Below are 19,032 nucleotides of genomic sequence, written 5' to 3' on the forward strand. Positions count from 1 at the left end.
CCGCGCAAGCAGCCGCTTTGCCGGTCGGGACTTACTAAAACCATGCAGAACATATACGCTTTGTATATTCAAACCTTACAGTGAACAGCATGGGCATCGTCAAGATCACCGACCAACTGCACGAACAACTGCGCCTGGCCAGCGCCGCGATGGACCGATCCATCAACGCCCAGGCCGAGTTCTGGATAAAGATCGGCCTGCTCGCCGAACTCAATCCACACCTGCCCTACAACGAGCTGATCAACAAGCTGTTGCTGGACAAGCCCGACCTGATCCGGGGGCGCAGTTGATGATCAAGACCGCCGCACAACTTGCCGTGATGCGCGAATCCGGGCGCCTGCTGGCCCAGGTCTTCGACATGCTCGACGGCTTTGTCGGCGCCGGCCGCTCCACCCTGGAGCTGGACGCCGCCGTCGAAGCCTACATCCGCGAAGACCTCAAGGCCCGTCCGGCGAGCCTGGGCCAGTATGACTACCCTTTCTCCATCAATACTTCGATCAACGAGGTGGTGTGCCATGGCATGCCCAGCGCCAAGGAGGTGCTCAAGGACGGCGACATCGTGAATATCGACATCACCCTGGAAAAAGGCGGCTTCATTGCCGATTCCAGCAAAATGTACATGATCGGCACCGTCGCCCCCAAAGCCCGGCGCCTGGTCGAGATGACCTTCGAAGCGATGTGGGCCGGCATCCGCCAGGTCAAGCCGGGCGCCCGCCTGGGCGATATCGGCCATGCGATCCAAAGCCACGCGCAAGCCAACGGCTACAGCGTGGTGCGCGAGTACTGCGGCCATGGCATTGGCCGGCAGATGCATGAAGAACCGCAAGTGCTGCACTTCGGCCGCCCCGGCACCGGGCTGGAACTGCGCGAAGGCATGGTGTTTACCATTGAGCCGATGCTCAACCAGGGCAGCTCGAAGGTGCGCAGCCTGAAAGATGGCTGGACCGTGGTGACCAAGGACAACAGCCTGTCGGCGCAGTGGGAGCACACCGTGGCGGTGACGGCGGATGGCTTTGAAGTGCTGACGTTGCAAACCGCTCCCTGACAGTCCCTGGGGGCCTGTCAGGGAGTCGGGCTTGCCCCAATACCAAGATCAGTTGACGGGTTCCTGTTTTGGTAGCAGCCCCGGTGTCACGTCGTAAAGCGGACCGTAATCGAGCAACAACTCGTCGCCGGCCTTGATATCCTTCAGCGCGACGTAGAACGACAGGTTCTTGCCCACTGCAATCGAGATCACGTTATTGCTTTGCCACGCAGGGCCATTTCTCAATTGTGCAGTATTGACCAGGCTCAGGGTATTGCCGCTGTGCAAGGCACTGACCGAGCGGGTGCCCGAGCGGGTGCCGAACAGGTACGTCAGCACTGCCCGCGAGCCTTGCTTGCGCTGCTCCTCAAACAAAGAGGCATCGCTCGCGTGGTATTTGCCTGAGTAAGGACCGAGCACTTCAAATTGAGCGATGTCGCGTCGCGCCCACACCGAGGCGCCGCGGGCCGGCCCACCGTCATCCAAAGGCGTTACCACTTCCAACATCTCCTCAAAGCGCGGTCCGTGATTGCCCTCGCTGCGTAACCAACCCTTGATCGATTCTTTGATCCGGTCGCCCACCTGCTTTTTCTGCGCCGGTTCCAACCCGTCCAACAGACCGGACCAATGCGCGATGCGAATCTCATCGATCGGCCCTTCGACCGCCTGGGTCAAGCTCAGCCTGGGGTTGACCGGGTCTTGCAGAATCGGCAGCGTGTTATCCACCGAGTGTGGCGCCAGCGTGCGCAGCGTGACCACCCCTGGCTCGCGCTTGATGACCACCGGCGCTACAGCCGCGGCGCTACTGCCAGAGGGCTGGGATAAATCCAGCGGGGCAATCTGCACCGGCGGCCCGTCACTCGGCGCCGGCCGCTTGCGCGACGGGCCTGGGGCAGGCAGCCGTGCTGCGGGGGAGGTCGACAGATTTTCCTGCGCCCTGCTCAATCGACGTGCGCCAGACGTGTTGAAGGAACCATCGACATACACATAAGCCTGCCAATCCGTCGGATTGAGCATGTGGTGTTGCCGGAACGCCTCTGGCGTGACTTGATTGCTCGGTTGCCGGAAGAGGCGGTGCCACTTCAGCAAATGCTCATCCGTCAACCGGGTGTAGGTACCGCCGCCGGCCTTGAACAACAGCACTTCGCCCCGCGCCGCCAGGCTGCCGTCCTGTTTGACGTGGCTTTTGAACTCGACCACATCAAGATGATAGCGACCGGCGAAACCTTCCAGGGTTGTCGCATCCCTTGCTTGTTGGGTCATGCTCTGCCAGTCGCGCAGGTGACGGGGTGCCAACGCGGTCAAGGGCACACCGCCAGTGCGGTTGCGAACGATCAAGCCTGCGGCACTCAGAAGCCCGTCAGGCTGTACGTAATACCTCAGGGTCGGCAGGTTTAATCGATGCTGCGCGGCGAAGCCTTTGAGCGTGATGTGCTGCTGCTCGGTGATGGAAAGCGCCTCCCATGCGCGAAGATGACTGGCGTCTATGTGCACGCCGCCCAATGCCCCAAGGCGCTGCCATTGATCGCCCTGAACATGCTGCACCAGCAGCTCGGTCTGGCGATTGTTATGATAGATCCGTGCCTGGACCGCACCTTCTTCCGTGCGTGTGACTTGTCGAACCTCATACACCGCTGGCTGCCCGAGGTCATCCATGTGGCGGATATAAGACGTGTGCCCATTCCTTGCCACATAAACGCCCTGGCTGTTGCGTGACAACCCGGCGAGGGTCGACTCAGGGACTTTGAATGCGTCATGCAAGGCGTTGTTCAACCGAGCACCTTGAGGCACCACTTTCGCTTGGATCGCCCCGTTCAGTGCCTGAGTGTTGGGCGCAAATGAGTCAAGAGGACTGCCGTAAGGGCGCAATTTATCTACATCCAGCGCATACCACTGGCCCTTGTTCAATACCGCTGCGCCTTCCACCATCTCCCCGGCAACCTTGAAGGTGCCAATTGCCGCCGACCCGTGTTGCCGGCTCGCCGCTTTGAGCAGGTCGTAACTACCGCTGGCACCTCTGAGCCGGTTTACCCCCTCAAGGCTCTTGGAGATCAGCCGGCCGGCGCCTGTCTTGACCACGCCGGCAACGCCAAGCGCCACGTCGCCGACACCGCCCACTGGATTGAAGGCTTCGATGGTCAGCGCACCGATAAATCGCGCCGCCTTTGCTAGCCCGCGCACACTGGAGACACCCTTTGAAAAGGCTTTGGCTGCCTGCGCGATCTTGCCGGCGCCCAAAGTGACAAGGCCAATCACGTCAAGGGCCAGGTCAAACACCCCATCGGCAATGTTGCCGTTGCTGAAATTGACAATGGCGGACCTCAGCGGAATGAGGTTCAGGAAGAATTCGCCGATTGCCTGGTTTGTCGCCGCGTTTTTATCAAAGGAAGTGACTCCCCTGGCCTCCTGCAATAAATCGTCATTGTGCAAATCCAGAGACTTGGCAAACACCCGGCCTATGTAGTCTCTGCGCGGTGAGTTCAATGGAGGTGTGGCTACGTGGGGTATCGACTGCTCGCGGGCCTTGTCGGCCTCGTCCTTGAACGGGTCGAACAGCACGGTTTTACTGATGACGTTGGCGTCCGTTCGATGCAGGTTTTTGTCCGTATAAGGCGGCGTGTAGCGTGTTTTCAGGTAGTTGTGCTTTTCGATGGTGGCGCGCCGCGTATCGATCTCATAGATATTCACTTCTCCATTAAGCGTGGTTTTCACCCGCAATGTGTGCCCGCGGGTCCTGAGCGCAGGCTTGGTAAACAGGTCCATGGCCATCGTGTAGTCGTTGGTGTGGAAGAACTCCAACTGGCCGTACTCAAGGTTTTTGCGGTCTTCGGGCGGTAACGTCGAGATCAGATACTGCGCCAGTCCCTGCTGGCCCTGTTCTATCGAAGTGATCGCCTGGTCATACCCGGCCTTGAACGATGCGCCCACATTCAGTTTGTCGCTTTCATACAGGCGGCAAAACGCCGCCGCCGGAATACGTGCGTCGCGGGACTCCCAGTGTTCGTCCGCGCCGAGCTTGCCACCGTGCATCACCACGTCCAGCATCGAACGCATGCCCGGAAACTGCCCCATCCTGCCGGGAACGCGAAACACTCTCGCCAGGCTCGGGGTGTCGAAGAGCGCAGGGTCAAGCCCCGGAAACGCCGCTTTCAACGCCGCCAGCGCCATCTCGCGCCGACTGGGCAACGGCGTTTGTGCCAAATCGCTGGCGCTGGCCAGCCCCTGCATCTGGCGGTTGTACTCCACACGCACCGCCTCGTACTCAATGTCCGTCGGTGCGTTGCTCGCCAGCAAGCCATTGGCCAGGCCCCAGTCCGCCAAGGCTTTGCGCTGGATGCTCTGGAGCACCGTGGGGCTTGTGTTGACCTGCTCGCCATACGCCAGCACTTCGGCATAGCTCAGGTTGAGCGTGCGACCTGGCGAATCGGCTTCGAGCCTGGCACTGGCGATCGCCAGTTGCGTCCAGGTCAGGCTGCCATAGGTCACACTGCGTGGGATGTCTCGGACCAGAAATTCGGGGGCGGTCCTGGCCAGCAATAACCGGGCGGCCAGCTTCGCCGTTTGCACCGTCGCACGGCCCTTGGCAACCAAATGATTACTCAATCCGGCGATGACTTCAGACGCAGGCGCGCCCCAGTGCAGCGGTTGAGCCAGATCAAAATCGGAGGAAGAATCCAGTCCAAGATGGATCGCTGCCATCACGTAATCATTGATACTCGTGTCCGTCGGCAGGCCATCCAGTTTTGACTGAATAGCCCGCCCCAGGGCCTGGGCCTTAGGTGAGCCGAGCAGTTTTTCCATGGCTTGGTTCGGAAGTTTCAGATCAGCGTCTGATACTGAACTGCCACTGAGCAAATAGCCCAACACACCTTTATCCACGTTTGCCAGCGGCACGCCGGCCAGCCCGCTGCGGCTGTCCTGCAACAGGGCGGCAATAGCATCCTGGTCGTGCCTGGAGATGGGTATGGGCCAGGCCAGCGCACCGGCGAAATTGCCCAGCGGTGACGTCTGCGCCTTCCTGGCGACAGCCTTGTTCAGCTCGATCACCTCGGCAAGGGTCTTGGGAACAGGCAAGCCCTGGCCCTGAATGAAGGTCTGGAGGCTGACCGTGTCGTTCAGATTCAGGGCTTGTTGGCGGTGATACGAAGAGTCTTCACAAACCCGCATTGAGGTGTTGTTCAGGCGCGCCGCCAGATCGGCAGCAGTCTTGTCAGGATCTGACCCAAGGGTTTGAAGGATACCTTGAAGGTGTTTGGCCAGTGTTTGCCAGTCGCAGTGGTCGCCAAACGCGGTTTTCAAGGCGCCAGGGTTGTCGAGGGAAGCCACAGGAGTTTGCGCCAGCCGGGGCTGTTGGGCGGGAAATGGAACACCCGGAGCAGCGTCGTTGGCGCGGATGATCGAGGGTATAGAAACGCGTGAAGGGGCGATGACCGTCATTCAGGTACCTGTCCATAGTTGGGAAACTCGTCCGGCAGGCGACGCGCGTTAAACGCACCCCCTGCGTTCACTGGGTGTTAAAACCCAGGGACGAGGTTCCAGCTTGATTGTCAGGTCTCATGTCAACGGCAGGCGGCCGATGGGCGTGAGTATCGCAGGTAAGCCTGCTCCCAAAGTCGAACCGGCTTACAACCCAGTCAAGCCACCTGCTTGATCGCGGCCTTGGCCTCCAACTCCCGCACCAACGGCAACACCCGCTTGCCGAAGTACTCGACTTCTTCCTGGAAGTGCAGGAAACCCGCCAGCACCAGGTCCACCCCTACCGCCTTGAGCGCGACGATGCGCTCGGCGATCTGCTGGGGCGTACCAATCAGGTTGGTCTTGAAACCATCGTTGTATTGCACCAGGTCTTCGAAACTCGACTTGGCCCAGTTGCCCTCGCCTTCCGGTGAAGCCTTGCCGGCCTGTTTGGCGGCGTCACCAAATGCGTTCACCGCTTCCGGGTCGGCCTTGTCGATGATCTCCGCCAGCACGGCGCGGGCTTCTGCCTCCGTGTCGCGGGCGATGATGAAAGCATTGACGCCGACCTTGACCGAATGGTTGTTCGCCGCCGCCTTGGCGCGAATGTCGTCCACTTGCGCCTTGATGCCTTGCGGCGTGTTGCCGTTGGTGAAGTACCAGTCCGAGACCCGCGCGGCCATGTCCCGCGCGGCCCGCGAACTGCCGCCCTGGAATACTTCCGGCTGGCCGACAGGCTTGGGCTTGAGGGTGTAGTTGTTGAAGCGGTAGAAGTCGCCCTTGAAGGTAAAGTCGTCCTGGGTCCAGATGCCTTTGAGGGCGCGGATGAACTCTTCGGAACGCCGATAGCGCTCATCATGCTCCAGCCAGTGTTCGCCAATGGCCTGGAACTCGCCCTTGAACCAACCGCTGACGATATTCACCGCGATACGGCCGTTGGTGAGCTGGTCGATGGTCGCCAGTTGCTTGGCCGCCAGCGCCGGTTGCCACGGGCCGGGCAGGATCGCGGCGATCACCTTGAGCCGGGTGGTCGCGGCCAGCAGGGCGTGGCTGAACGCCACGGACTCATGCTGGTTCTCGGCGCCGTAGCCGGCGGTAAAGCGGATCTGGGTCAGCCCGTACTCGAAGCCGGCGGCTTCCGCCAGTTGCGCCAGCTTGCGGTTGTAGTCGATGCCCCAGTCGGTGCGTTGCTCGATCTTGCTGACCACCAACCCACCGCTGACATTGGGCACCCAATAGGCAAATTTCACAGCTTGCTGACTCATCGAACGTTACCTCGCACAAAGGGATGTACCCAGGCCTTGAGCAGCAAGCGTGCCAGGCCGGGCAAATGCCCAGGCCAGGGGCGCCGCGCTGAAAACCAAGTGCCGGCATGAGTGTTCCGGATCGTGCGGGTTTGTCGATCAGCTGTTGCCAGCGCAACAGTAGCGCATTGCGTTGCCCAGCAAATACGGGCGCCAGGACCCGGCACGAACTGTGCAATCGCCCTCTGCATGACCACTGCCCAGGAACCTTGCCCATGACCGAACATCATGTCATCAACCCGCTGTCCATCGGCGTCGACTACCCCACACTGGCCGCGCGCTTCCGGCCGATCTTCCAGCGCATCGCCGACGGCGCCGTGGCGCGCGAGCACACCCGCACCCTGCCCCACGAGACTATCCAGTGGCTCAAGGAGGCCGGCTTTGGCGCGGTGCGGGTGCCGGTGGAATACGGCGGCGGCGGCGCTTCCCTGCCGCAGTTGTTCGAACTGCTGATCGAACTGGCCGAAGCCGACTCGAACGTGCCCCAGGCCCTGCGCGGGCACTTTGCCTTTGCCGAAGACCGCTTGAACGCGCCGCCCGGCGCCGGTCGCGACCTGTGGTTCAAACGGTTCGTGGACGGCGATATCGTCGGCTGCGCCTGGACCGAGATCGGCAGCGTGGCGATTGGCGATGTGGTCACCCAGGTCAGCCCCGACGGCGACAACTGGGCGCTCAATGGTGAAAAGTACTACAGCACCGGCAGTATTTTCGCCGACTGGATCGACGTATACGCCCAGCGCAGCGACACCGGCGCAGACGTGATCGCGGCCACCCGTGCGCGCCAGCCTGGGGTGGTCCACAGCGACGACTGGGACGGCTTTGGCCAGCGCACCACCGGCAGCGGCACCTCGCGCTTTACTAACGCGCGGGTGGATGCTGAAAATGTCATCGACTTCGCCAGCCGTTTCAAATACCAGACCGCGTTCTACCAACTGGTGCTGCTCGCCACCTTGGCCGGTATCGGCCGCGCCGCACTGCGCGACGTGGCGCATCAGGTGCGCAGCCGCAAGCGCATTTACAGCCATGGCAACGCATCCCATGTCAGCCAGGACGCGCAGGTTCAACAGGTGGTGGGCGAAGTGGCTGCCTTGGTCTACGCCGCCGAGGCCAGCGCGCTCAAAGCGACGCTGCCGGCGCAACGGGCCTATGTGGCGCGCTTTGGCGGGGATGACGCGGTGGAGCGCGAAGCCAATGTGGCGGCCGAGATTGAATCGGCCACCGCGCAAGTGGTGGTGTCTGAACTGATCCAGCGCGCCACCAGCCAATTGTTCAATGCGCTGGGGGCTTCGGATGTGCGCCAGGGCAAGGCCCTCGACCGGCATTGGCGCAATGCGCGGACGGTGTCGTCGCACAACCCGGTGATCTACAAGGCGCGCATTGTCGGGGATTGGGTAATCAATGGGGCCGAGCCACCGTTTGTGTGGCAGATCGGGAATGGCCCGGTCAGAAGCTGACGCCAGGGGTGGTCAACCTGTGGGAGCTGGCTTGCCTGCGATGCAGGCACCTCGGTCATCCAGACACGCCGAGGTGATGCCATCGCAGCATAGGTATCTACACAACTTTGGCTCGACGCTGAAAACCCAGCGAACGGGCTGTTGTGGCGAGCGGGCTTGCCCCGCGTTGGGCTGCGAAGCAGCCCCAGTAAGCAGAATGCGGTGTGTCAGACATTCCGCAGAGGCTGGTTTTAGGGCTGCTTCGCAACCCAACGCGGGACAAGCCCGCTCACTACAGGGAGATTTGTCAGCCTCTGAAAATTGTGTAGATACCTATGGCCATCGCAGGCAAGCCAGCTCCCACACAAGCCAGCTCCCACATTTGGACCGATTACAGATTAGAAGGCGAGTTTATAGCCGATGCCCATGAGCATGACCGCCAAACACGGGCGCAGCACGCCGTCCGGGACTTTGCCGGTCATGTGGCTGCCGAGGTAGATGCCCGGCAAAGACCCCATCAACAGAAAGCCCAGCAGATGCCAGTCCATATTGCCCATGCCGGCGTGGCCCAGGCCCGCCACCAGGGTCAGGGGCACGGCATGGGCGATTTCGGTGCCAACCAGACGGCGCGTGGCCAGGAACGGGTAGAGGATAAACAGCGCGACCGTGCCGAGTGCGCCGGCGCCAATGGATGTGAGGGCGACCATGGTGCCCAGCACTGCGCCGGTGACGACGGTCAGGGCATTCAGGTTGCGCGGGTTCATGTGGTAGCCATCGCCGGCATGGCGCTGGGCGAAGGCCAACAGGCTTTTCTTGAACAGGATCGCCAGCGCCGTCAACAGCAACACCACGCCAAGGGCCTGCTTGATCACCGCGTTCATCGCGCTGGGGTCGGTGTGCAGGCTGGCCAGGAACCACAGGGTCAGCAGCACCGCGGGCACGCTGCCCAGGGTCAGCCAGCCAGTGATGCTCCAATCGATGTTCCTGTTCTTGCTGTGCACCAGCACCCCACCGGATTTGGTGATGGCGGCGTACAGCAGGTCGGTGCCCACGGCCGTGGCCGGGTTGATGCCGAACCACAGCAGGATCGGGGTCATCAAGGAGCCCCCACCCACACCCGTCATGCCCACGATAAAACCCACGATCAGGCCGGCAACCACGAACCCCACATTACCCACATCCATTACAACTACCTGCGGCCTTATAAATTTCTGGCCGCAGGATAGCGATTTTTCTTATAACGACTTATATCAATATGATCTGACTTTATGCCATTTCAGCTTAGTCGCTGGCAGACATAGGCTTGGGTCTGATAGGGAAAGGCGACGGTGTCCCGTCCGCGCAAGTCGGGATGGGTCTGGATCAAAGCGCGCAATTGCGCGGTAACGGTAGCCTTCTGTGCTGCTGGAAGCGCCGCGATAAAGCTCACCGACAAAAAGCGATCCATGATCACCTCCTGAGGACTGCCGACATGGCTGTACGGGAAACAGGTGAGTGCCGGATCGGAAAAATGCACGCCCGTGAAGGCTTCGCGCCAACGCCCGGTATGAAAGCGCGGGGTATCGCCTTCGTACGGGGAAATGATTTCTGTGATGGCCGCCACCCAGCCCACCGTTTCGTCTCGCACATTCCACACCAGCCCCAGTCGCCCGCCGGGCTTGAGCACGCGATGAATTTCCGCCAGTGCGGCCTGGGTGGAGAACCAGTGGAACGCCTGCGCACAAACCACCGCATCGGCGCTGGCGGACGCCAGCGGGATGGATTCGGCCGTGCCGTTCACCAGGCGCACGCCGGGCAGCAGCCTGGTCAACTGCGCGCCCATCGCGGCCACCGGTTCGACCGCAATCAGCGTCGGCGCCAGGGTGCTGAGCAAGCGCGTGAATTTGCCGGTGCCGGCGCCCAGGTCGATCACCGTCGACTGTGCGTCAATCCGCAGGGTTTCGGTGAGCCAGCCGGTGAGTTGCCTGGGGTAATTGGGTCGGCCCTGGGCATAAGTGATCGCCTGGGTGGAGAAACCTTGTTGAGCAGACGCGTGAACACCAGTCATTGCCAATCTCTCCTCGGGTAAAGCGGGGGCACAGTGTGCGCCCTCTCACATTTATTTTCTAATCGTTGCATCCAATCGTGCGCGCCATGGGTAGTCCTTTCAGTCACCCCGCTGTCTTACCGAAATGGAGAAGTACCCATGAACGCTAAAGCACTGTTTTGCCTCGCTACCCTGCTGGCCGCTGCACCCGCTGCCTTCGCCCAGACCGGCGTGCCGCAGAGCATCAACGTGCCGGACGGCCACAAGGTCGCGCTGCAAACCACCGGCGTCGGCGAAATCACCTACGAGTGCCGCGACAAGGCCAACGCCGCCGGCCAGACCGAATGGACCTTCGTCGGCCCCAAGGCCGTATTGAATGACCGTAGCGGCAAGCCCGTTGGCGCCTATTTCGGCCCGCCGGCTACCTGGCAGGCCAATGACGGTTCGAAAATCACCGGTACCCAGTTGGCGGTGGCACCGTCGGGCGCGGGCAACCTGCCCTATCAGTTGGTCAAGGCCAACCCGGCTGAAGGCAAGGGCGCGATGAGCGGCGTGAGTTACGTTCAGCGGGTGGCCCTCAAGGGTGGCGTGGCACCGAGCAGCGCGTGCACGGCGGCCAACAAGGGCACGCAGGCAGTGGTGAAGTACCAGGCCGATTACATCTTCTGGACGGCCAACTGACAAAGTCGGCTACGCTGGCTGTGGCACGCACGGTTGAGTTGAGCGATGGAGGGTGGTCAATAGGTGTTTGATTATGAAGCCTGCCTACTGGCCTGTGCCCGTGGCGATCAAAAGGCCTTGCGCGGCTTGTATGCGCAGGAAAGCAGCCACCTGCTCGGCGTGGCCCTGCGGATCGTCCGAGACAAAGCCTTGGCCGAAGACATCGTGCATGACGCTTTTATCAAGATCTGGCGCGGCGCCGGCAGCTTCGACCCCGGTCGCGGCTCGGCCCGTGGCTGGGTTTTCAGCGTGACCCGGCACCTGGCGCTGAATGCCGTGCGCAACCACTACCGTGAAGTCCCGTTGGACGATGAGCACGAACCCGTCGAGACCCACGGTAGCATTGAATTCAGCGCGCGCACCGGCAAGGTCCACACCTGCCTGGAGCAGCTAGATCCGACCCGTCGCACGTGCATCCTGCATGCCTATGTCGACGGTTATTCCCACAGCGAAATCGCTTTGAGACTGGACACCCCGCTGGGGACCGTCAAAGCCTGGATCAAACGCAGCCTCGCTGCGCTGCGCGAGTGCATGGCATGAGCAACCCATTGGACGAACTGGCCAGCGAATACGTGCTGGGCACCCTGCCCGGCGAACAACGCGCCGAGGTGCAACAACGCCTCACGCACGACCCCGAGCTGCGCGCATTGGTGGACGCCTGGGAGCAACGCCTGTTGCCCCTGACCGCATTGGCGGAGCCCGTGCCACCTTCCACCGAGCTTTGGCGGCGTATCGAACGCAACATCGCCAGCGCACGCACACACTGGTGGGACCTGCTGGCGCTATGGCGCGGCCTGGCCGGGGCCGGTCTGCTGACGACCCTGGTGCTGGCTGCGCTGCTGCTGGCCCGCCCGCCCAACGCCGAACCAAGCTTTGTGGTGGTGCTGGTGGCGCCGCAAAGCCAGGCACCGGGCTGGGTGGTCCAGGCGAGCAATGACCAGCGGATCCAGCTGATCCCATTGGGTGTAATGGAAGTGCCGGCCGATAAGGCCCTGCAATTCTGGACCAAAGCCGAGGGCTGGCAGGGGCCGGTTTCCCTGGGCTTGGTCAAGCCAGGGCAAACGTTGTCGGTGCCGCTGGACAAGCTGCCGCCGCTCACGCAGAACCAACTGTTCGAACTGACCCTGGAAGACCCCCGTGGCTCGCCATCCGGCAAACCCACCGGGCCGATCCAGGCCATCGGCCGCGCGGTCAAGGTGCTTTGATCAAGCCACGTTGGGTAGCCACATGCGAAACCGCGCGCCGCCCAACGGCGACGCCAATGCCGTCAAGGTGCCGCCCTGGGCCTGCAGGGCGCGCCGACTGATGGCCAGGCCCAGGCCGAAACCGCCGGTCGTGCGGTCACGGCTGCGGTCCAGGCGGTAGAACGGCTCGAAAATGCGTTCGCGCTGGTCCGCCGGAATGCCGATACCGTCGTCGTCCACCCAGATTTCGCAGCCCTTGGCACACACCTTCACGCCGACCTGAATGCGTTTGTCGCAGTAACGCGTGGCGTTGCGCAGCAGGTTCTGCAAGGCACGGGCGGTGAGGCGCGGGTCGAGGCTGAAGCGCTCCACCGCGCAGTCGAGCGCCACCTCGATGACGATCTCGGGGTTTTCCAGTTCGTCGTCGACGCTGCCGAGCACGCTGTCGATAAATTCGTCGAGCACCACGCTCACCCGCTCCGGCAGCTGCGCCGGGTTTTGCAGGCGGCTGTAGGACAGCAGTTCCAGCACCAGTTCGTCGAGCTCGCGGATATGCGCCACCAGGCTTTGCAGGCGTTCGCGGCTGGCCTCGGGCAAGTCTTCGGACAGCGCCAGGGCCAGGCCGAAGTCCAGGCGCGTGAGCGGCGTGCGCAGTTCATGGGACACGGCATTGAGCAAGTCGCGCTGCTGGTTGAGCAGGTGCTCGATGTCGTCGGCCATGGTGTCGAACACCGAGGCCAGGCTGCCGATGCTGGAGTTGGCCGCAATCCCCGTGCGCTCCGCCATATTGCCCCGGCCCAGTTGCCCGGCGGTGCTTTTCAGGCGTTCCAGGTCACGCCAGTGCGGGCGCAGCCACACCAGCAGGCAGGCCAGCAGCGCAGCAATGATCAGCACGTTGATGGCCCAATACAACACGTTCATGTCCAGCGGATCGGGCGGGATCGTCAGCTTGACCACGAATTGATCGTTGATCGGCGAGCTGATCTGTTCCATCCAGCCCCATTCGCCCAGGCGTACCACGGATTTGCCCTGTTCCAGCAGCTGTTCTTCGGCCGGCGTGTAGCGGGCATCCTGGCGCAGCAGCAACTGGACTTTCAGTGGCGCGAAGTCGCGGCCCAGTTGCTCGGTCACCTGCGACCAGCGTTCCACCGGCGCGCGCTGGTATTGCTTGACGATGAGCTTTTGCTGGCCACGGGTCTGCTCGATGTTGTAGTTCATGTAACGGTGCTCGAACAGCTGGATCACCAGGGTCGGCACCAGGTAGATCGCCGCGCTGTAGGTGACGATGGTGATCAGGTAGAGACGCAGCAGGACGCGGAACATGGGTCAGCATTCCCACTCGGAACGGCTGAACAGGTAGCCCTTGCCCCACACGGTCTTGATCTTGCGCGCTTCACCGGCGTTGTCGTCGAATTTGCGGCGCAGCTTGGAAATGGCCACGTCCACCGAACGGTCGGTGCCGTTGAACTCGATACCACGCAGGCGCTGCAGGATCTGGTCGCGGCTGAGCACTTCGCCGGCGTGCCGCGCCAGTACCACCAGCAGGTTGTATTCGCCGCTGGACAGCTCCACCGCCTGTTCGCGCCAGGTCACGGTGCGCTCCGACAGGTCGATGCACAGATTGCCCATGATGATGCGGTCATTGGCGACCTGGGGTTCGGACAAACTGCTGCGGCGCAATAAGGTGCGCACACGGGCGAGCAACACGCGCGGCTCGCAAGGTTTGGTCACGTAGTCGTCGGCGCCCATTTCCAGGCCCAACACCTGGTCGTGGCTGTCATCGCGGGCGGTGAGCATCAGGATCGGCAGGCCCGCCGAGTCGGCGCGCAGCAGGCGGCACACTTGCAAGCCGTCGAGACCGGGCAGCATCAGGTCGAGGATCACCAGGTCCGGCGGGTTGAGGCGCGCGCGTTCGCGGACCTGGTCGCCACGGCTGAGCACGCTGACGTGGTAGCCATTGCGTTCCAGGTAGCTGGCAATCAGCTCGGAGAGCGCGGCGTCGTCTTCGACCAGGAGGATGTTGGGCATGGCGTTTCCAAATAATGCGGTTTGTCGGCTTGCGAAGACCCTTGTGGGAGCGGGCTTGCTCGCGAAGGCGGTGGATCAGTCAACATATTCAGTAACTGACACACCGCCTTCGCGAGCAAGCCCGCTCCCACATTGGATCGTTGTTGCCTGCAGGATTGTGCAAGGATATACGCCCCCGGCGTCCCGCGCGCCGCACCTTACATTTCTTCACACACGCCCTACACAGCTTCACAGCACCACGGCGCAGGTGCCCTTAGGATGCGCCAGTCAATATTGGGATAAGAGCATGTCGAAGAATCCGTTTGCGCCGTTTTGCCTGTTGGCCCTCACCCTTGCCCTGGGCGCGTGTGGCGACTCCGCGGCGCCGGCGTCACAGCCGCCGCTGGCCAAAGTGCGCATCGAAACCCTTGAAGCCAAACCCCTGGCCATCACCAGTGAACTGAGCGGGCGCATTGCCGCGCCACGGATCGCCGAGGTGCGCGCACGGGTGGCGGGCGTGGTGATGCAACGAGTGTTCAAGGAAGGCCATGACGTGAAACAGGGCGATGTGCTGTTTCGTATCGATCCGGCCCCGTTCAAGGCCGACCTCGACAGTGCCCAGGCCAACCTGAGCAAGGCCGAGGCCAATGCCTTCCAGGCACGCCTGCAAGAGCAGCGTTACAGCCAGTTGGTGGAAGGCAACGCCATCAGCGGCCAGGACTACGACAACGCCCGCGCCGCCGTGCGCCAGACCAACGCCGAAGTGGCCGCCAACAAGGCCGCCGTCGAGCGGGCCAGGCTGAACCTGGGCTATGCCACCGTGACCGCGCCGATTTCCGGGCGCATCGGCCGCGCGCTGGTCACCGAGGGCGCGCTGGTCGGCCAGAACGAAGCCACGCCATTGGCGATCATCCAGCAACTGGACCCGATCCACGCCGACCTGACCCAGTCGACCCGTGAGCTGAATGACCTGCGCCGCGCCTTCCGCGCCGGCAGCTTGAAACAGGTCGGCCAGGACCAGGCCAAGGCCACGCTGATCGAGGACGACGGCAGCCTCTACCCGTTGCCGGGCAAATTGCTGTTCGCCGAGATCAGCGTCGACCCCGGCACCGGGCAAGTTATCCTGCGCAGCGAGTTCCCTAACCCGGACCTCGACCTGCTGCCCGGCAGTTTTGTGCGGGTGCGCGTGGAACAGGCGGTCGACAAGCAAGGCATCAGCGTGCCGCAACGCGCCATCACCCGTGACAGCGCCGGCATCCCGATGGTGCTGCTGCTGGACGCCGAGCAGACCGTGAGCCAGCAGCCGGTGGAGCTGGGCGCCGTGATCAATGATCGCTGGATCGTCAGCCACGGCCTCAAGCCCGGTGACCGCATCATTGTCGAAGGCCTGCAACACGCGCGCCCCGGTGAAAAAGTTGAAGTGGACGCCAGCCCGCTGGTAAAGGAATAGCCCGTCATGCCGCAGTTCTTTATTGACCGCCCGATTTTCGCCTGGGTGGTGGCCCTGTTTATCCTGCTGGCGGGCGCGCTGGCCATCCCGCAGTTGCCGGTGGCGCAGTACCCTGATGTCGCGCCACCGAAAGTCGAAATCTATGCGGTGTACCCTGGCGCCTCGGCCCAGACCCTGGACCAGAGCGTGGTCAGCCTGATCGAGCAGGAACTCAACGGCACCGATCACCTGCTGTATTTCGAATCCCAGAGCAGCCTGGGCTCGGCCACCATCACCGCGACCTTCCAGCCGGGCACTAACCCGGAAATGGCCCAGGTCGATGTGCAGAACCGCCTCAAAGCGGTAGAGCCACGCCTGCCGCAGGCGGTCACCCAGCAAGGCTTGCAGGTGCAGAAAGTCTCTGCGGGCTTCCTATTGCTGGTCACCCTGACCTCCAACGACGGCAAGCTCGATGATACGGCGCTCAGCGATTACCTCGCGCGCAACGTGATGAACGAACTCAAACGCCTGGACGGCGTGGGCAAGGCGCAACTGTATGGCGCCGAACGCGCGATGCGCATCTGGATCGACCCGCAGAAGCTGATTGGCTTCAACCTGACGCCGGCCGACGTGAATGCCGCAATCGCCGCGCAGAACGCCCAGGTTGCGCCCGGCAGCATCGGTGACTTGCCGGGCACCAAGACCCAGGAAATCACCGCCGCGATCCTGGTCAAGGGCCAGTTGTCGACCCCTGCGGAGTTCGCCGACATCGTGCTCAAGGCCAACCCGGACGGCTCCACCGTGCGCATCGCCGATGTGGCGCGGGTGGAAGTCGGCAGCCAGGAGTACCAATTCTCCACGCGCCTGAACGGCAAGCCTTCAACGGCGGTCAGCGTGCAATTGGCGCCCGGTGCAAACGCGCTGAATACCGCAACCCAAGTGCGGGCGAAGATGCATGAGCTGTCGCGCTACTTCCCAGCCAATGTGGAATACAAGATCCCCTACGACACCTCACCGTTCGTCAAGGTCTCGATCACCAAAGTGGTCTACACCCTGCTCGAAGCCATGGTGCTGGTGTTCGCGGTGATGTTCCTGTTCCTGCAGAACGTGCGCTATACGCTGATCCCGACACTGGTGGTGCCGATTGCGCTGATGGGCACCTTTGCCACCATGTTGCTGCTGGGCTTTTCGATCAACGTGTTGACCATGTTCGGCATGGTGCTAGCCATCGGCATCCTGGTAGACGATGCGATTGTGGTGGTGGAAAACGTCGAGCGCATCATGGCCACCGAGGGCCTGTCGCCCAAAGAGGCGACGAAAAAGGCCATGGGCCAGATCACCGGCGCCATTATCGGCATCACCCTGGTGCTGGTGGCGGTGTTCTTGCCGATGGCCTTCATGAAAGGTTCGGTGGGGGTGATCTACCAGCAGTTCTCGCTGTCGATGGCCACCTCAATCCTGTTCTCGGCGTTCCTGGCCCTGACCTTGACCCCGGCCCTGTGCGCCACCCTGCTCAAGCCGATCGCCCAGGATGAGCACCACGCCAAGGGCGGTTTCTTCGGCGGGTTCAACAAACGCTTTGACAGCTTCACCGAGCGTTATGAAGGCTGGGTGGCCTACGCGCTCAAGCGCAGCGGCCGCTACCTGCTGATCTACCTGGTGTTGCTGGTGGGCCTGGGGTGGATGTTCACCCGCCTGCCCTCCTCGTTCCTGCCGGTGGAAGACCAGGGCTACACCATCACCGACATCCAGTTGCCACCGGGCGCGAGCAAGAATCGCACCGTGCAGGTGGCCGAGCAGATCGAGGCGCACAACGCCGGCGAGCCGGGTGTGGGCGATACCACCATGATCATGGGCTTCAGTTTCTCAGGCTCCGGGCAGAACGCGGCGCTGGCGTTTACCACGCTCAAGGATTGGTCCAAGCGCGGCAGCGACGACTCCGCCGCCTCGATTGCCGAGCGCGCCAACATGGCCTTCAGCGGGCTCAAGGACGCGATTGCCTACGCGGTCCTGCCACCGCCGGTGGATGGCCTGGGCACCTCCAGTGGCTTCGAGTTCCGCCTGCAGGACCGCGGCGGCGTGGGGCATGCCGCGTTGATGGCCGCGCGTACCGAGTTGCTGGCCGCCGCCGGCAAAAGCCCGGTGCTGGCCAATGTGCGCGAAAGCGCCCTGGCCGAAGCACCGCAGGTGCAACTGGAAGTCGACCGCAAGCAGGCCAACGCACTGGGCGTGTCCTTTGCGGATGTGGGCAATGTATTGTCCTCGGCCATCGGATCGGCCTACATCAACGACTTCCCCAACCAGGGCCGCATGCAGCGGGTGGTGGTACAGGCCGAAGGCGACCAGCGCAGCCAGGTTGCGGATTTGATGAAGATCAACGTGCGCAACAAGGAAGGCAAGATGGTGCCGCTCTCGTCGTTCGTCGAAGCCCGATGGACCCAGGGCCCGACGCAGTTGACGCGCTACAACGGCTACCCGGCCATTGCGATTTCCGGCGAAGCGGCGCCGGGCCACAGCACCGGTGAAGCGATGGATGAAATCCAGCGCCTGGTCAACCAACTGCCGGCGGGCCTGGGCCAGGAATGGACCGGTTTATCGTTGCAGGAGCGTTTGTCGGGCTCCCAGGCGCCGATCCTGTTGGGCCTGTCGCTGCTGATCGTGTTCCTGTGCCTGGCGGCACTGTATGAAAGCTGGTCGATCCCGACGTCGGTATTGCTGGTGGTGCCCCTGGGTGTGCTCGGTGCGGTGCTGGCGGTGAGCTTGCGCGGCATGCCGAACGATGTGTTCTTCAAGGTCGGCTTGATCACCATCATCGGCCTGTCGGCGAAAAACGCGATCCTGATCATCGAGTTCGCCAAGGACCTGTATGACCAGGGTGAAGACCTGATCACTGCGACCTTGAAAGCCGCGCGGTTGCGCTTGCGGCCGATAATCATGACTTCGCTGGCGTTCATCCTCGGCGTGGTGCCGCTGGCGATTGCCACCGGCGCCAGTTCGGCGAGCCAGCAGGCGATTGGTACCGGGGTGATTGGCGGGATGATCACCGCGACATTGGCGGTGGTGTTTGTGCCGGTGTTCTTTGTGGTGGTGATGAAGCTGGTAGGAAAAAACCGCGCTAGCCCAGCCTGAACCGTTCCCTGTGGGAGCCGGCTTGCCTGCGATTGGATCAACTCGGCCTGACTGATGTACCGAGGTGCCCGCATCGCAGCATAGGTCTACACAACTTTGGTTCGACGCTGCCCTCCAGTGAGTGGGCTGTTGTGGCGAGCGGGCTTGCCCCGCGTTGGGCTGCGAAGCAGCCCCAGTAAGCAGAACGCGGTGTATCAGATACCCCGTAGAGGCTGGTTTGGGTCTGCTTCGCAGCCCAACGCGGGGCAAGCCCGCTCGCCACAAGGGAACTGGCCAGCTTTTGAACGTTGTGTAGATGCCTATGCGCCTCACAGGCAAGCC

General features: G+C 62.5%; 14 protein-coding genes. 8 read left to right on the forward strand and 6 right to left on the reverse strand.

Going from position 1 to position 19,032, the window contains the following annotated elements:
• Window positions 1-89: 89 nt before the first annotated feature.
• Window positions 90-290 (forward strand): ParD-like family protein, encoded by a 201-nt coding sequence (locus tag ACLH0H_RS27115; protein WP_003190946.1) that lies wholly within the window; start codon window positions 90-92, stop codon window positions 288-290.
• Window positions 290-1,045, forward strand: coding sequence for a type I methionyl aminopeptidase (gene map, locus ACLH0H_RS27120; protein WP_411380416.1), 756 nt, complete (start codon window positions 290-292; stop codon window positions 1,043-1,045). The genes ACLH0H_RS27115 and map overlap by 1 nt, the downstream gene beginning before the upstream one ends.
• 48 nt (window positions 1,046-1,093) lie before the next feature.
• Here map and ACLH0H_RS27125 read toward each other — a convergent pair whose 3' ends face one another.
• Both ACLH0H_RS27125 and sfnG read right to left on the reverse strand, forming a co-directional pair.
• Complete coding sequence (locus ACLH0H_RS27125; RefSeq protein WP_411380417.1) at window positions 1,094-5,461, reverse strand: SET domain-containing protein-lysine N-methyltransferase; 4,368 nt, start codon at window positions 5,459-5,461, stop codon at window positions 1,094-1,096.
• Window positions 5,462-5,658: 197 nt separating this feature from the next.
• Window positions 5,659-6,744 carry a dimethylsulfone monooxygenase SfnG gene (gene sfnG / locus ACLH0H_RS27130; RefSeq protein ID WP_076952393.1) on the reverse strand — a complete coding sequence of 362 codons (1,086 nt, stop codon included), beginning with the start codon at window positions 6,742-6,744 and terminating at the stop codon, window positions 5,659-5,661.
• A 254-nt stretch (window positions 6,745-6,998) separates the two neighbouring features.
• On the opposite strand from sfnG, the gene ACLH0H_RS27135 reads away from it, so the two are divergent.
• Window positions 6,999-8,237, forward strand: coding sequence for an acyl-CoA dehydrogenase family protein (locus ACLH0H_RS27135; protein WP_411380418.1), 1,239 nt, complete (start codon window positions 6,999-7,001; stop codon window positions 8,235-8,237).
• A 377-nt stretch (window positions 8,238-8,614) separates the two neighbouring features.
• Here ACLH0H_RS27135 and ACLH0H_RS27140 read toward each other — a convergent pair whose 3' ends face one another.
• The gene (locus tag ACLH0H_RS27140; RefSeq protein ID WP_411380419.1) at window positions 8,615-9,400 is read right to left on the reverse strand and encodes a sulfite exporter TauE/SafE family protein; all 786 of its coding nucleotides are present in this window, start codon (window positions 9,398-9,400) and stop codon (window positions 8,615-8,617) included.
• 92 nt (window positions 9,401-9,492) lie between these two features.
• Window positions 9,493-10,263, reverse strand: coding sequence for a class I SAM-dependent methyltransferase (locus tag ACLH0H_RS27145; protein ID WP_411380420.1), 771 nt, complete (start codon window positions 10,261-10,263; stop codon window positions 9,493-9,495).
• A 138-nt stretch (window positions 10,264-10,401) separates the two neighbouring features.
• Between ACLH0H_RS27145 and ACLH0H_RS27150 the strand changes: the two genes are divergently transcribed.
• From ACLH0H_RS27150 to ACLH0H_RS27160, 3 genes are all read left to right on the forward strand, one after another.
• On the forward strand, window positions 10,402-10,923 hold the full coding sequence (locus ACLH0H_RS27150) for a DUF3455 domain-containing protein (RefSeq protein WP_411380421.1): 522 nt from the start codon (window positions 10,402-10,404) through the stop codon (window positions 10,921-10,923).
• Between the two features lie 63 nt (window positions 10,924-10,986).
• Window positions 10,987-11,502, forward strand: coding sequence for a sigma-70 family RNA polymerase sigma factor (locus ACLH0H_RS27155; RefSeq protein WP_411380422.1), 516 nt, complete (start codon window positions 10,987-10,989; stop codon window positions 11,500-11,502).
• Entirely contained in the window at window positions 11,499-12,167 is a 669-nt protein-coding gene (locus ACLH0H_RS27160) for an anti-sigma factor domain-containing protein (RefSeq protein ID WP_411380423.1), read from the forward strand. The genes ACLH0H_RS27155 and ACLH0H_RS27160 overlap by 4 nt, the downstream gene beginning before the upstream one ends.
• Here the strand turns inward: ACLH0H_RS27160 and ACLH0H_RS27165 are convergent, their stop codons facing one another.
• Complete coding sequence (locus ACLH0H_RS27165; protein ID WP_411380424.1) at window positions 12,168-13,469, reverse strand: ATP-binding protein; 1,302 nt, start codon at window positions 13,467-13,469, stop codon at window positions 12,168-12,170.
• A 3-nt stretch (window positions 13,470-13,472) separates the two neighbouring features.
• Complete coding sequence (locus ACLH0H_RS27170) at window positions 13,473-14,174, reverse strand: response regulator (protein WP_411380425.1); 702 nt, start codon at window positions 14,172-14,174, stop codon at window positions 13,473-13,475.
• Window positions 14,175-14,460: 286 nt separating this feature from the next.
• Here ACLH0H_RS27170 and ACLH0H_RS27175 point away from each other — a divergent pair, with 286 nt between their 5' ends.
• On the forward strand, window positions 14,461-15,603 hold the full coding sequence (locus ACLH0H_RS27175; protein ID WP_411380426.1) for an efflux RND transporter periplasmic adaptor subunit: 1,143 nt from the start codon (window positions 14,461-14,463) through the stop codon (window positions 15,601-15,603).
• Between the two features lie 6 nt (window positions 15,604-15,609).
• Complete coding sequence (locus ACLH0H_RS27180; RefSeq protein WP_411380427.1) at window positions 15,610-18,711, forward strand: multidrug efflux RND transporter permease subunit; 3,102 nt, start codon at window positions 15,610-15,612, stop codon at window positions 18,709-18,711.
• Window positions 18,712-19,032 lie beyond the last annotated feature (321 nt).

Origin of the sequence: Pseudomonas sp. MPB26, assembly GCF_046605355.1 — a bacterium.
In the GTDB taxonomy this organism is placed as follows: domain Bacteria; phylum Pseudomonadota; class Gammaproteobacteria; order Pseudomonadales; family Pseudomonadaceae; genus Aquipseudomonas; species Aquipseudomonas cedrina.